The following is a 13,610-nucleotide window of genomic DNA, read 5'->3' as shown; positions in this document are numbered from 1 at the left end:
TTATTCTGCGTCCGGCTCTTCGGTTTTATACTTCGCCGCAGTCTCTTTGATCAGCTGTTGCAGTTCGCCGCGCTGATACATTTCAATCAGAATATCACAGCCGCCAACCAGTTCACCGTCAACCCACAGCTGTGGGAAGGTCGGCCAGTTTGCGTATTTTGGCAGCTCAGCGCGGATGTCCGGGTTTTGCAGGATATCAACGTAAGCAAAACGCTCACCACAGGCGGACAGCGCCTGAACCGCTTGCGCGGAGAAGCCGCAGCTTGGCAGCTTCGGAGAACCTTTCATGTACAGGAGAATCGGGTTTTCAGCGATCTGGCGCTGAATTTTTTCAATAGTGGTGCTCATGTCTTGCTTCCTTTAACTTCTGTTACGGCATCAGTCTGACATTGTAGCGGGTCAGGCCGACATCGGAAAATAACATTTTTGTCACGTCTCATTATTTTATCCGCTATCGCGTAAAGTTGCATTGATAATGACGTTTAAGGCTGCGCGCCGTGCGGTTTTGCTTAAGGAGCGAACAAGAGTGCGACAGAATGGTGAATTTTTTTGCACTTGCTAACGAAACACATTTTTTGAATGAAAAATGCTATTAACTTATTCCGATTTTATGGATTAGAATCGACTGGTTTTGTAAATCTCATGCGGGTATGTATTTTGGCTCGCACTTATCAGGGGACTGCCCAGTGGCGCGGATAACTAAAATCTCGATGACGCTCTGTGCTTTACTGTTTGCCACACTCTCATTTACGCCAGCGGCGAACGCCTCCGAACAGGCGCGGCATTCTGCTGTACAAAAAACGCATCTGGCAAAAACCACAGAACGTAAGAAAAAAACCACCAGCAAAACAGTAAAGAAGAAAACCACCGCTCACACCAAAAAGACCGCCTCCAGTAAAACCAAAACTCTCCGTTCCGGCACGCACAAAACCACTCGCACGACCGCCAGCCTGGTGAATGATAAATGCACCGTGCACAAAGGCCATAAAACGAAATGCGCAAAAGTGACGAAGCTGGCTGACGTGCATAAAGCGCGTATGCAGAAAGCGCAAAAAACGGCGATGAATAAACTGATGGGGCAAATAGGTAAACCATATCGCTGGGGAGGCACCTCTCCGCGCACCGGTTTTGACTGTAGTGGGCTGGTTTATTATGCCTATAAAGATCTGGTGAAGTTTCGCATTCCACGCACCGCCAATGAGATGTACCATCTGCGCGACGCCGCGCCTGTAAACCGTGGCGAACTGCAAAATGGCGACCTGGTGTTCTTCCGCACCCAGGGACGCGGCACGGCCGATCACGTTGGGGTGTATGTGGGTAACGGTAAATTTATCCAGTCACCGCGTAGCGGTCAGGACATTCAGATCACCTCCCTCAGTGAAGATTACTGGGTGCGCCACTATGTGGGTGCGCGCCGAGTGATGACGCCAAAAACCATTCGCTAGACCCTGCCCTGCCGCCTCCGTGGCGGGGTAAGTTCCTCTTTTGCATACCCTTTCAATTTGCTATTCTGTCCTTGTTGTCTGTAGGGTTATTGGCAACGTATAAAACTATAAGGAGAGTAGCAATGTCGTTCGAATTACCTGCACTACCGTATGCAAAAGACGCCCTGGCTCCGCACATTTCTGCGGAAACCCTGGAGTACCATTACGGCAAGCATCACCAGACCTATGTCACCAACCTGAATAACCTGATCAAGGGCACCGATTTTGAAGGCAAAACGCTGGAAGAGATTGTGCGCAGTTCAGACGGTGGCGTATTCAACAACGCCGCTCAGGTGTGGAACCACACCTTCTACTGGCACTGCCTGGCTCCAAATGCAGGCGGAGAACCTACCGGTGAGCTGGCCGCAGCGATTAACGCCGCGTTCGGCAGTTTCGCGGATTTCAAAGCGAAATTTACTGACGCAGCCGTTAAAAACTTTGGCTCCGGCTGGACCTGGCTGGTAAAAGAGGCTGATGGCAAACTGGCTATCGTTTCCACTTCTAATGCGGGTACCCCTCTGACCACCAGCGCAACGCCGCTGATGACCGTGGACGTATGGGAACACGCCTATTACATTGATTACCGTAATGCGCGCCCGAACTACCTGGAACATTTCTGGGCACTGGTTAACTGGGAATTTGTTGCGAAGAACTTCGCCGCATAAGGGACACGCAGAAGGGGCAACCCTTCTGCGTTTTTATTTATTCCGCCGTACACACCGCTTCTGGCTGTTTACGCCCGGACATCAACACCAGCAGCAAGCCGAGTGCGGCAATGATCGCCCCCATCACCGGCACAAAGCTGTAACCCAAACCACCCGAAATCACCGCCCCACCCGCTGCGGCTCCCAGCGCATTTCCCAGGTTAAACGCACCGATATTCACGGATGATGAGAGCCCCGGCGCCTCATGCGCAACACGCATCACGCGCATCTGCAACGGCGGCACCACGGCAAAGGTTGCGGCGCCCCACACCACCATGGCAATCGCGGCACCCACTTCGTTACGTGCCAGCCACGGGATCGCCACCATGATGACAATGAGCAGAGTTAAAAAACCTTTCAGCGTCCCGCTGACGGAGCGGTCGGCAAATTTCCCGCCGAGATAGTTGCCAATCGAGAACCCGACACCAATTAGCACCAGCATCGCGGTAACAAAGAGTGGCGTTGCGTGGGTAATGTCGTGCAGCACCGGGGAGATATAGGTGTAGAGCGTAAACATCGCCCCTGCCCCCAGCACCGTGGTGAGCAGCGCGGACAACACCTGAGGACGCATCAGCACCGCCAGCTCTTTACGTACTTCCGGACGTTCTCCCGCACTTCCTTTCGGCAGCGAGAAGAACAGCGCGACCATCGCGACCACGCCCAGTCCGGCGGTTGCGAGGAAAGACATACGCCAGCCGATGGCTTCTCCGAGCCAGGTGGCAGCGGGAACGCCGCCGATATTAGCGATGGTGAGGCCCATAAACATAGTGGCTACCGCGCTGGCCTGCTTATGTTTTGGCACTACGCTTGCGGCAACAACCGAGCCCAGCCCGAAGAAAGCGCCGTGGTTCAGGCTGGTCAGAATACGGGAAAGCATCAGCGTGGTGTAATCCGGCGAAATCGCGGAAAGCACATTTCCGAGAGTAAAAATTGCCATCAGGAAAATCAGCGCATTGCGTCGCGCGCGGTGCGAAAGCAGCAGCGTCATCAGCGGTGCGCCCACCATCACGCCGATCGCATAGGCGCTAATCAACATACCGGCCGCAGGGATAGAGACGTCCACACCCCGGGCGATAACAGGCAATAACCCCATCGGGGAGAATTCAGTGGTGCCAATCCCAAAGGCGCCAATCGCCAGGGCCAGCAGGGGAAAATTGATTTTCATGAAAAGACTCCGGATACCGTGCCGTTACCCGGCACAGACTAAGAAGGCAAAAGCATGACATCAATCACAAAAAATGAGAAGTTAACATTTTGGCAAAAGATTTTTGCCGGAGAGGTAACAATAGCGGCAAGGGAGGGAGAAGACTCTCCCTCCACCTAAATCAGTGCAGCGCAGCGGTTAAACCACCCGCAACAATCAGGGCAAGAACAACAATGGTGGTAAACAGCGAAAACTTCAGATCGGTACTCATCAATTTTTCTCCTTTTATTCACCCTACGAAAAGTGAGCTTGCTCATTTTTACACAGTTCAGGTCAAAAATCTTCCAGGATTTAAACGGATATCCACTTTACCTCTTCCCCTTTTCATCAAGATAGGACAAAATTCCACGCTAAATTTATTAGCGTACCGGCCACTGACCCCCTCCTGACGTCCTGTGTCGTTTTCCCGGCGTGTCGCAACTCATGTTTGCGTAATAAGGGTGAGAGAAGGCAAACGTTTACCTTCAATTTTTTCAGGAGCTTAGGATATGGTCTGGAGTGACATTTAATGGCAACAATTAAAGACGTAGCAAAACGCGCAAACGTTTCCACTACAACCGTATCACATGTTATTAACAAAACGCGTTTCGTCGCAGAAGAGACGCGTAATGCCGTTTGGGCGGCAATCAAAGAACTGCACTACTCGCCAAGTGCGGTCGCCCGTAGCCTGAAGGTTAATCACACCAAATCGATTGGCCTGCTGGCCACCAGCAGTGAAGCGGCTTACTTTGCTGAAATCATCGAAGCCGTTGAAAAAAACTGCTTTCAGAAAGGCTATACCCTGATTCTGGGCAACGCGTGGAACAACATTGAAAAACAGCGCGCTTACCTGTCGATGATGGCGCAAAAGCGCGTCGACGGCCTGCTGGTCATGTGTTCTGAATACCCTGAGTCGGTGCTTTCCATGCTGGAAGAGTATCGCCACATTCCGATGGTAGTGATGGACTGGGGCGAGGCGCGCGCAGACTTCACCGACTCTGTTATTGATAACGCCTTTGAAGGCGGCTACATGGCCGGGCGTTATCTGGTAGAACGCGGGCATCGTGAAATTGGCGTGATCCCGGGCCCGCTGGAGCGTAACACCGGTGCTGGCCGTCTGGCCGGTTTCATGAAAGCGATGGAAGAGGCGCTGATTACCGTGCCAGAAAACTGGATTGTCCAGGGCGATTTCGAGCCGGAGTCGGGCTATCGCGCCATGCAGCAGATCGTCTCCCAGCCGCATCGCCCTACCGCTGTGTTCTGCGGCGGCGATATCATGGCAATGGGCGCGCTCTGCGCGGCGGATGAACTCGGCCTGCGCGTTCCGCAGGACATCTCGGTGATCGGCTATGACAACGTGCGCAACGCCCGTTTCTTTACCCCGGCGCTGACCACCATTCACCAGCCGAAAGATTCGCTGGGTGAAACGGCCTTCAATATGCTGATGGACAGGATCGTCAACAAGCGAGAACAGTCCCAGTCCATTGAAGTCCACCCGCGCCTGATTGAACGCCGTTCCGTTGCCGACGGTCCGTTCCGCGACTACCGACGTTAATCTCTACGGGGCCAGCTACGCTGGTCCCCGCAACCACTCCCGGTTCAGCGTTTCGCTGTCTCCCAGATAATCCAGCAGCCAGGCCATGGCGGGCGAGACGTCGTTTTGCTGCCACGTCAGACAGCATGCAGCATCCGGGAAAGGGTTTTCCAGCGTCAGAGCCACCCACTCTCCCGCGTCGATGCGCGGGCGCGCAAAATGCACCGGCACCATGCCAACGCACAGCCCCGCGCTCAGACAGGTGGCTGACGACTCCCAGTCCGGCGCAACCACGCGGCGCTGATTATCCAGCAGCCAGGTAATGCGCTTGGGCAGCGAGCGGGAGGTATCTTCCAGCACCAGCGAGGGCCAGTTGCGTAAGGTGTCATCACTCAGCGGCCCGTCCAGCGCCGCCAGCGGGTGATCGCGCGCGACCACGCAGGTCCAGCTCAGCATGCCCATGTCGCGAAACGCGTAGCGCCCGCCAACCGGGATCGCCTGGGTTGCACCAATCGCCATCTCCGCCCTGCCGTCCGCCAGCGCATCCCATACGCCGTTGAACACTTCCTGCGACACACGCAGTTCGACGTCGGAAAAATGACGATAGAAATCGACGATCATCTGCCGGGTCCGCTCCGGCTTAACGATGTTATCCACCGCGATAGCGAGATGCCCGCGCCAGCCGTTGGCGATCTGCTGGCACTGCTCACGGGTGATCTGCATTTTTTTGATAACAGACCGACCTTCCTTCAAAAACCACGCGCCGGCAGGCGTGAGCTCCACGTCGCGATGACGCCGCTCGAACAGCGGGACTGCCAGCCACGCTTCCAGCTGGCGCACCGTATAGCTGATAGCCGAGGGAACGCGGTGCAACTCCTGGGCGGCACCGGTAAAGCTGCCGTTACGCGCCACGGCATCAACCACTTCAAGGGAATAATCTGACCACATCTTTAGCCTGCAAATTTTTTGAATGCACCCACCAAATATTAGCGTTTCACAAGCCGCTTTGCACTCCCTACACTCTGCGCCAACGTACACCTGCCTCCTCAGGAGAAAAAAAGTGCAACCCAGTAAAGGATTTTTAGTCTGGCTCGGCGGCTTAAGCGTGCTGGGCTTTTTGGCGACCGACATGTATCTGCCCGCCTTCGCCGCGATGCAGGAAGATTTGCAAACTCCTGCCGCCGCCATCAGCGCCAGTTTGAGTTTATTCCTTGCAGGTTTTGCTTTTGCGCAACTACTCTGGGGACCGCTCTCTGATCGTTTTGGCCGTAAGCCCGTTCTGTTGCTGGGACTGGCGATTTTTGCCGTAGGCTGTCTGGGCATGCTGTGGGTCCGCGATGCCGCCTGGTTACTGGTGTTGCGCTTCATTCAGGCGGTCGGCGTCTGTGCCGCAGCGGTCACCTGGCAGGCGCTGGTGACCGATTACTACCCCGCCTCACGCACTAACCGCATTTTCGCCACCATCATGCCGCTGGTCGGCCTGTCTCCGGCGCTCGCTCCGCTGCTGGGCAGCTGGATCCTGGCGCATTTCGACTGGCAGGCCATTTTCGCCACGCTCTTTGCGATCACGCTGGTCCTGATGCTGCCCGCGTTCGGGCTTAAACCTGCGCATAAAAAAGAGACGCATCCGGACGCGAAGCCCATCACCTTTACCTCTTTACTGCGGTCGAAAGCCTATCGCGGTAACGTGCTGATTTATGCTGCCTGCTCTGCCAGCTTCTTTGCCTGGCTGACCGGTTCGCCGTTCATTTTGCATGACATGGGCTACAGCCCGGCGGCTATCGGCCTGAGCTATGTACCACAGACCATCGCCTTCCTGGTGGGTGGCTATGGCTGTCGCGCCGCGCTGCAAAAATGGGAAGGCCAGCAGATGCTGCCCTGGCTGCTGGTGCTGTATGCGCTAAGCGTGATTGCGACCTGGGCTGTCGGCTTTATTCCCGGCGCCGGGCTTGTAGAAATTTTGATTCCGTTCTGCGTCATGGCGATCGCTAACGGGGCCATTTACCCTATTGTTGTAGCCCAGGCGCTGCGTCCATTCCCGCAGGCGACAGGCCGCGCTGCCGCGCTGCAAAATACCCTGCAACTTGGCCTGTGCTTCCTGGCAAGTCTCGTGGTCTCTGCATTGATTGCAACCCCGCTGCTCACCACCACCAGCGTGATGCTGGTCACCGTTGTGCTGGCAGGATTGGGTTATCGCATGCAGTCCTCCGCCCATCGCGAGCAGAGTGAAAACGCGCAGACAGAAACGTCGCACGCCTGATTACGCGGGAAACTATGTTAAAAACCAGTGATTAGGTTGCTAACAATTTTCTGTTGAATCACCAAATTTTGCGGCCTATACTGAATTTGGTTCGATTAAATACGATAAATATTAAGTGTTAACGGGAGCCGGAGCGCTCCCGTTTTACCATGGAAGGCATTTCGGCAAGGGTTATCTCCCTTCCTCTGTTCTACGTCGGATATTAGCCTCGCGGGCATTTACCGTGAGATTTCTCACAAACCAAAAAAGCGTCTACGCTGTTTTAAGGTTCTGATCACAGCAAGGTGATGGAGAAGCTATGAGTTCATCGTGTATAGAAGAAGTCAGCGTTCCGGACGATAACTGGTCCCGGATCGTCAGTGAACTGTTGGGACGTGCGGGCATTACGATTAATGGCTCATCCCCCTCCGACCCCCAGATTAAACATCCCGATTTTTTCAAACGCGTGTTACAGGAGGGATCGTTAGGGCTGGGTGAAAGCTATATGGACGGCTGGTGGGAGTGTGAGCGGCTGGATATGTTCTTCTCCAGCGTTTTACGCGCCGGTCTTGAAAATCAGCTCCCTCGTCATTTCAAAGATACGTTACGTATCGCTTCCGCCCGCCTGTTCAATCTGCAAAGTAAAAAGCGCGCGTGGATCGTCGGTAAAGAGCATTATGACCTGGGCAACGATCTTTTCAGCCGTATGCTCGACCCGTTAATGCAGTATTCCTGCGGATACTGGAAAAAAGCGACAACCCTGGAAGAGGCGCAGCAGGATAAGCTACAGCTGATTTGCGATAAGTTGCAGTTGCAGCCCGGCATGCGCGTGCTGGACATCGGCTGTGGTTGGGGCGGCCTTGCCTGGTTTATGGCGAAACATTACGGTGTCAGCGTAGTCGGCGTCACGATTTCAGCTGAACAGCAGAAGATGGCACAGGAACGGTGTCTGGGTCTGGATGTCGATATTCGGCTTCAGGATTACCGCGACCTGAATGAGCAGTTCGATCGGATTGTTTCCGTGGGTATGTTCGAGCACGTGGGGCCAAAGAACTACAAGACTTATTTCGACGTCGCCGACCATAACCTGAAGCCTGACGGAATTTTCCTGCTACACACCATCGGCTCTAAACGCACCGATAACAATGTGGATCCCTGGATCAACAAATATATCTTCCCGAATGGTTGTTTACCCTCTGTTCGCCAGATTGCGAACGCCAGCGAACCGCATTTTATTGTGGAAGACTGGCATAACTTCGGCGCAGATTACGACACCACGCTGATGGCCTGGCATGAACGTTTCCAGGCTGCATGGCCTGAAATCGCCGACAACTATTCGGAACGATTCAAACGGATGTTTAGCTATTATCTGAATGCCTGCGCGGGTGCGTTCCGCGCGCGGGATATACAGCTGTGGCAGGTGGTGTTTAGTCGTGGGATTGAGCACGGCCTGCGCGTGGCCCGCTGAAAAATAACCCCGGTTACCCGGGGTTATTTTTTATTCTTCTTCCACGGCCTTTATTATCGCCGCCTCTTTCGCCGCCAGCACGCGCTCAACGGTATCCACGACCGCCTGGGTCTGCGGATCAATTTCGATATTTACGCGCTGCCCCAGTTTTTTTGCGCCAAGCGTAGTACGTTGCAGCGTTTCAGGAATTAAATGCACGCAAAAACGCGTTGGCGTCACTTCACCGACGGTCAGACTAATCCCATCGATGCCAATAAATCCTTTATAAAGGATGTATTTCATTAATGACGGATCCTGCACCTTAAACCAGATTTGACGGTTATTTTCCGAGGTCACGATTTTCGCCACTTCTGCGGTGGTCATAATATGGCCCGACATCAGATGCCCGCCAATCTCATCGCTGAATTTCGCCGCACGTTCAACGTTGACGGTATCCCCCACCACCAGCTCACCCAGGTTAGTGATGCGCAGCGTCTCTTTCATTAAATCAAAGCTTATCTGGTTACCGTTAATTTCGGTCACCGTCAGGCAGCAGCCGTTATGCGCTATCGACGCCCCGGTTTCAATGCCGTCGAGCATATATTCAGGCAGCTCAACTACGTGAGTGCGGAAATTCGGTTTTTCATCAATGGACACCACTTTGGCAGTGCCCTGCACAATACCAGTAAACATGCTTACAGCTCCTGTTCATTCCGAACGGCGATGACACCGTATAATCCCACCACAATAACAGTTGAAAAAACAGGTTGCCAGTGATGCGCAATTTCTGGCGATTTTTTCACTAGATAATTAGTTAAACCCCGCTACAATAGCTGGCATCCCTCTGTTTTTTCTTCTTGCTGCCAGTAACGGCGGCCTTTTTAGTCTCTCAAATAACTACAATACAAAGGTGTTCACGTGCAGAAGTATATGATCGAAGCGCGTCAGTTATTGGCACTGGCCATACCGGTGATCGTCGCGCAGGTAGCCCAAACCGCAATGGGATTTGTGGATACGGTAATGGCCGGTGGTTACAGCGCCACCGATATGGCCGCCGTGGCGATCGGAACCTCAATCTGGCTCCCGGCCATTCTGTTTGGTCACGGCCTGCTGCTGGCGCTGACGCCCGTTATCGCGCAGCTTAACGGCTCCGGTCGACGCGACCGCGTAGCCCATCAGGTGCGCCAGGGCTTCTGGCTGGCCGGGGGTGTCTCCGTCCTGATTATGATCGTCCTGTGGAACGCCGGGTATATTATTCGCGCCATGCATAATATCGACCCGGCGCTGGCAGATAAAGCAGTCGGTTATCTGCGCGCCCTGCTCTGGGGCGCGCCCGGTTATCTCTTCTTCCAGGTGGCTCGTAACCAGTGTGAAGGGCTGGCAAAAACCAAGCCGGGCATGGTGATGGGCTTTATCGGCTTGCTGGTGAACATTCCCGTGAACTACATCTTCATCTACGGTCATTTTGGCATGCCGGAACTCGGCGGCGTGGGTTGTGGCGTGGCGACGGCTGCGGTGTACTGGGTGATGTTCGGCTGTATGCTCACCTACGTTAAACATGCGCGATCCATGCGCGACATTCGTAACGACACCGCCTTTAGCACGCCTGACTGGTCGATGATGAGCCGCCTTACCCAACTTGGTCTGCCCATTGCGCTGGCGCTGTTCTTTGAAGTGACGCTGTTTGCCGTTGTCGCCCTGCTGGTCTCGCCGTTAGGGATTATTGACGTGGCAGGCCACCAGATCGCCCTGAACTTCAGCTCTTTGATGTTCGTCCTGCCGATGTCCCTGGCTGCTGCGGTGACGATTCGCGTGGGCTTCCGTCTGGGGCAAGGCTCGACGCTGGATGCGCAAACGGCAGCCCGCACCGGGCTGGGCGTCGGCGTCTGCATGGCAGTCTGTACCGCGCTCTTTACCGTGCTGTTGCGTGAGCAAATTGCCCTGCTCTATAACGACAACCCGGAAGTAGTGACCCTGGCCTCGCATTTGATGCTGCTTGCGGCCATTTACCAGATCTCTGACTCCATCCAGGTAATTGGCAGCGGCGTGCTGCGTGGGTATAAAGATACGCGTTCCATCTTCTTTATCACCTTTATCGCTTACTGGGTTCTGGGCCTGCCGAGTGGGTATATTCTGGCGCTCACGGATCTGGTGGTGGATCGCATGGGGCCAGCCGGATTCTGGATGGGCTTTATCATCGGCTTAACGTCTGCAGCCATTATGATGATGCTGCGCATGCGCTTCCTGCAACGTCAGTCGTCTGCGGTCATTTTGCAACGCGCTGCGCGTTAATGACACAGTAGCCGCCGGCTGGCGGCTACTTTCTCTTCACTTTGCGCGGTAATGAAGCAATCGCGTGAAATCAGAGAGAAAAATGCATTTTCCCTCTTGCCACCTTGGTGCTGTGCCGCTAATATTCGTCCCCGTTGTCACCGACAACACAATGCGTTCATAGCTCAGTTGGTTAGAGCACCACCTTGACATGGTGGGGGTCGTTGGTTCGAGTCCAATTGAACGCACCATTCTGCGTCCGTAGCTCAGTTGGTTAGAGCACCACCTTGACATGGTGGGGGTCGGTGGTTCGAGTCCACTCGGACGCACCATTTCAGTCCTGAAATGGTGCAAAAATCCTCTTCTGAACGTCTTAATTTTTCCCTTCATTGAATGACTTAACCTTTCTCCTGCTACGCTTATTCTATGGTTCAGAAACGCAGGAACGCTTTCGATGAAAAAAATCGCCATTATCGGCTCAGGCCCAACAGGGATTTACACCTTTTACTCACTTCTTAACAACGCAGCACCGCTGTCGATCACCGTGTTCGAAAAAGCAGACCAACCCGGCGTAGGGATGCCCTACAGCGACGAGGATAACTCCCGGCTAATGCTGGCGAATATCGCCAGTATCGAAATCCCGCCCATTTTTATCACCTACCTCGACTGGCTCAAACAGCAGAGTGAAGCCCATCTTGCCCGCTATAACGTCGACAAAGACAGACTGAATGAACGGCAGTTTCTGCCGCGTATTCTGCTGGGTGAATATTTCCACGACCGCTTTCTCGCCGTCGTTGCCGAGGCGAAAAAGGCTGGGTTTCATATCGAGGTTCATCCCAACGCAGAAGTCACTGATATTAAGGCTGATGCAGACGGCGTGGCCCTGTCAGTGAACGATGCCCCTTTCTCAAGGCGGTTTGATCTTGCAGTGGTCGCCACCGGTCACGTCTGGCCTGATGAAGATGAATCCACCCGCGACTATTTCCCAAGCCCATGGTCGGGGCTGATGGACGCGGATATCCGAGCCTGTGAGGTGGGGATTATGGGTACCTCCCTCAGCGGACTGGACGCTGCTATGGCGGTAGTAATGCAGCATGGTCGGTTTAGCGGGGAGCAGTTCGTTGTCAATAAAGGTAGTGAGGGGCTAAACATCACGCTGATGTCCCGCTCGGGCGTTCTTCCGGAGGCCGACTTTTACTGCCCTATCCCTTATGAACCGCTGTCGGTGTTAACGGAGTCTGTGGCAGAAAGCGAAATTGCCAAAGGCCCTGACGGGCTGCTTGACCGCATCTTTGCGCTGATGGTGAAAGAGCTTGAGCTGGCCGATCCGCGCTGGTGCCAGGCGATAGCGATCGGCACGCTGAATGCTGACACGCTTCGTGATGTCTGGTTTGAGGATCGTAAAAAGCATGGTCCTTTCACCTGGGCCGAAGCGAATCTGAAAGAAGTGGAGCGCAATAAGTGCGAGAAACGCACCGTTGCCTGGCGCTATACCGTGCTTCGTCTGCATGAAGTAGTTCAGGCCATTGTCCCTTCACTCAATGAACGTGACAGAGAACGGTTTAAATCCGGGCTGGAGCGTGTGTTTATTGATAACTATGCCGCCATTCCACCGCAGTCTATCCGCCGGTTACTGGCACTGCGCGAGGCAGGGATCATTAGCGTAGTCGCACTCGGTGATGATTACGCCCTGGATATCGGCAGCGATCAGACCGTCATCACCACGAAAGAAAAGCGTTATCGCTTCGACGTCTTTATCGATGCCCGCGGGCAGAAACCGCTCAGAAATAAGGATATTCCCTTCCCGACGCTGAGCAAACAGCTTGAGGAAACGGGGGATGAAATACCGGACGTGGGGGAAGACTACACGTTGCTGTCACCTGCGTCTCTGCGCGGACGTATCGCTTTTGGGGCGATCCCCTGGCTGATGCACGATCATCCGTTTGTTCAGGGTTTGTCTGAGTGCGCTGAAATTGGTAAAGCGATGGCGAAAGCGGCGGGGAATCCTGCATCTGGCGTGCGACGGAAGTTACCTTACACGGAGTTTTAACAGGGCTTCCCTGCCCTGCGGTGTCGGATTACTCGAAGAAGACTTCCGGGTTTTCCGACAACGACACGAACGATTTAGTGTTCTTGTCCAGGGCAAGGATTTTGCCGCTTTCAATATCATACACCCAGCCGTGCAGGCGAATGGCGTTGTTGCGCAGGCCTACCGCCACCGACGGATGGGTCTTGATGTTGCTCAGCTGAGCAAAGACGTTCTCCTGCACCATCGCATTCACTTTATCGATTGGCTGATCCCAGGTTTTCTTCTCAACCACCGCTTTTGCCGCATCAGAATAGCGCAGCCAGTGGGAAACGGCTGGCATCGGCTCCAGATCGGCGTTGTCAGCAATCGCCTTCATCGCGCCGCAGTTGGAGTGGCCGCAAATAACAATATCGGTCACGCCGAGGGCCACTACCGCGTATTCGATGGTTGCAGAGACACCGCCAGGCTCCGGCCCGAACGGTGGCACAATGTTGCCCGCGTTTCGAATGACAAAGAGCTGTCCTGGCTCCTGCTGCGTGACCAGTTCCGGAACCAGACGGCTGTCGGAGCAGGAGATAAACAGCGCTTTGGGATTCTGACTGGACGCTAAACTACGAAAAAGCTCTTTACGTTGCGGGAAAATCTCTTTTTGAAAGCTGAGAAAACCTTCAATGATATGTTGCATAGCCATTTCTCTTTTATCTGTTTTAGTTTAGGTA

At 54.2% G+C, this 13,610-nt stretch carries 13 protein-coding genes and 2 tRNA genes; 9 read left to right on the top strand and 6 right to left on the bottom strand.

From position 1 onward, the window contains the following. Positions 1-348 carry a monothiol glutaredoxin 4 gene (gene grxD, locus L2Y28_RS09095; protein ID WP_003832760.1) on the bottom strand — a complete coding sequence of 116 codons (348 nt, stop codon included), beginning with the start codon at positions 346-348 and terminating at the stop codon, positions 1-3. Positions 349-686: 338 nt separating this feature from the next. On the opposite strand from grxD, the gene L2Y28_RS09090 reads away from it, so the two are divergent. Both L2Y28_RS09090 and sodB read left to right on the top strand, forming a co-directional pair. Then, positions 687-1,445 carry a C40 family peptidase gene (locus L2Y28_RS09090; protein ID WP_022647897.1) on the top strand — a complete coding sequence of 253 codons (759 nt, stop codon included), beginning with the start codon at positions 687-689 and terminating at the stop codon, positions 1,443-1,445. 122 nt (positions 1,446-1,567) lie between these two features. Beyond that, a complete protein-coding gene (gene sodB, locus L2Y28_RS09085) occupies positions 1,568-2,149 on the top strand; it encodes a superoxide dismutase [Fe] (protein WP_017693553.1) in 582 nt (193 codons plus the stop codon). A gap of 37 nt (positions 2,150-2,186) precedes the next feature. Here the strand turns inward: sodB and L2Y28_RS09080 are convergent, their stop codons facing one another. After that, positions 2,187-3,353 (bottom strand): MFS transporter, encoded by a 1,167-nt coding sequence (locus L2Y28_RS09080; RefSeq protein WP_022647896.1) that lies wholly within the window; start codon positions 3,351-3,353, stop codon positions 2,187-2,189. A 160-nt stretch (positions 3,354-3,513) separates the two neighbouring features. Next, a complete protein-coding gene (locus tag L2Y28_RS09075) occupies positions 3,514-3,603 on the bottom strand; it encodes a YnhF family membrane protein (protein WP_003857632.1) in 90 nt (29 codons plus the stop codon). 297 nt (positions 3,604-3,900) lie between these two features. Between L2Y28_RS09075 and purR the strand changes: the two genes are divergently transcribed. After that, a complete protein-coding gene (purR, locus tag L2Y28_RS09070; protein WP_006809011.1) occupies positions 3,901-4,926 on the top strand; it encodes an HTH-type transcriptional repressor PurR in 1,026 nt (341 codons plus the stop codon). A gap of 15 nt (positions 4,927-4,941) precedes the next feature. Here the strand turns inward: purR and punR are convergent, their stop codons facing one another. Beyond that, the gene (gene punR / locus L2Y28_RS09065; protein WP_022647895.1) at positions 4,942-5,853 is read right to left on the bottom strand and encodes a DNA-binding transcriptional activator PunR; all 912 of its coding nucleotides are present in this window, start codon (positions 5,851-5,853) and stop codon (positions 4,942-4,944) included. Positions 5,854-5,965: 112 nt separating this feature from the next. Between punR and punC the strand changes: the two genes are divergently transcribed. Both punC and cfa read left to right on the top strand, forming a co-directional pair. After that, positions 5,966-7,165 (top strand): purine nucleoside transporter PunC, encoded by a 1,200-nt coding sequence (gene punC, locus L2Y28_RS09060; RefSeq protein WP_022647894.1) that lies wholly within the window; start codon positions 5,966-5,968, stop codon positions 7,163-7,165. 298 nt (positions 7,166-7,463) lie between these two features. Beyond that, complete coding sequence (gene cfa, locus L2Y28_RS09055) at positions 7,464-8,612, top strand: cyclopropane fatty acyl phospholipid synthase (protein ID WP_022647893.1); 1,149 nt, start codon at positions 7,464-7,466, stop codon at positions 8,610-8,612. Between the two features lie 30 nt (positions 8,613-8,642). On the opposite strand, the gene L2Y28_RS09050 is transcribed toward cfa, so the two are convergent. Then, a complete protein-coding gene (locus L2Y28_RS09050; RefSeq protein WP_022647892.1) occupies positions 8,643-9,284 on the bottom strand; it encodes a riboflavin synthase in 642 nt (213 codons plus the stop codon). Positions 9,285-9,509: 225 nt separating this feature from the next. On the opposite strand from L2Y28_RS09050, the gene mdtK reads away from it, so the two are divergent. The 4 genes from mdtK to L2Y28_RS09030 all read left to right on the top strand — a co-directional run bounded on the left by mdtK (position 9,510) and on the right by L2Y28_RS09030 (position 12,912). Beyond that, positions 9,510-10,883 (top strand): MdtK family multidrug efflux MATE transporter, encoded by a 1,374-nt coding sequence (gene mdtK / locus L2Y28_RS09045; RefSeq protein ID WP_032622176.1) that lies wholly within the window; start codon positions 9,510-9,512, stop codon positions 10,881-10,883. Between the two features lie 153 nt (positions 10,884-11,036). Continuing rightward, a tRNA-Val gene (locus L2Y28_RS09040) sits at positions 11,037-11,113 on the top strand. 4 nt (positions 11,114-11,117) lie between these two features. Next, positions 11,118-11,194: transfer RNA gene (locus tag L2Y28_RS09035), tRNA-Val, on the top strand. A 122-nt stretch (positions 11,195-11,316) separates the two neighbouring features. Further along, positions 11,317-12,912: an FAD-NAD(P)-binding protein gene (locus tag L2Y28_RS09030; protein WP_236919583.1), complete on the top strand. Its 1,596-nt coding sequence runs from the start codon at positions 11,317-11,319 to the stop codon at positions 12,910-12,912. Between the two features lie 28 nt (positions 12,913-12,940). Here L2Y28_RS09030 and L2Y28_RS09025 read toward each other — a convergent pair whose 3' ends face one another. Next, entirely contained in the window at positions 12,941-13,576 is a 636-nt protein-coding gene (locus L2Y28_RS09025; protein ID WP_022647889.1) for a carbonic anhydrase, read from the bottom strand. Positions 13,577-13,610 lie beyond the last annotated feature (34 nt).

The organism is Enterobacter sp. JH25 (assembly GCF_021725435.1).
Lineage (GTDB): Bacteria > Pseudomonadota > Gammaproteobacteria > Enterobacterales > Enterobacteriaceae > Enterobacter > Enterobacter intestinihominis.
This window is presented reverse-complemented; position numbering and strand designations above follow the sequence as displayed.

Coding starts and splice junctions, on each gene's coding strand:
- grxD (WP_003832760.1), bottom strand. CDS start 348: ATGAGCACCACTATTGAAAAAATTCAGCGCCAGATCGCTGAAAACCCG.
- sodB (WP_017693553.1), top strand. CDS start 1,568: ATGTCGTTCGAATTACCTGCACTACCGTATGCAAAAGACGCCCTGGCT.
- L2Y28_RS09080 (WP_022647896.1), bottom strand. CDS start 3,353: ATGAAAATCAATTTTCCCCTGCTGGCCCTGGCGATTGGCGCCTTTGGG.
- L2Y28_RS09075 (WP_003857632.1), bottom strand. CDS start 3,603: ATGAGTACCGATCTGAAGTTTTCGCTGTTTACCACCATTGTTGTTCTT.
- purR (WP_006809011.1), top strand. CDS start 3,901: ATGGCAACAATTAAAGACGTAGCAAAACGCGCAAACGTTTCCACTACA.
- punR (WP_022647895.1), bottom strand. CDS start 5,853: ATGTGGTCAGATTATTCCCTTGAAGTGGTTGATGCCGTGGCGCGTAAC.
- cfa (WP_022647893.1), top strand. CDS start 7,464: ATGAGTTCATCGTGTATAGAAGAAGTCAGCGTTCCGGACGATAACTGG.
- L2Y28_RS09050 (WP_022647892.1), bottom strand. CDS start 9,284: ATGTTTACTGGTATTGTGCAGGGCACTGCCAAAGTGGTGTCCATTGAT.
- L2Y28_RS09030 (WP_236919583.1), top strand. CDS start 11,317: ATGAAAAAAATCGCCATTATCGGCTCAGGCCCAACAGGGATTTACACC.
- L2Y28_RS09025 (WP_022647889.1), bottom strand. CDS start 13,576: ATGCAACATATCATTGAAGGTTTTCTCAGCTTTCAAAAAGAGATTTTC.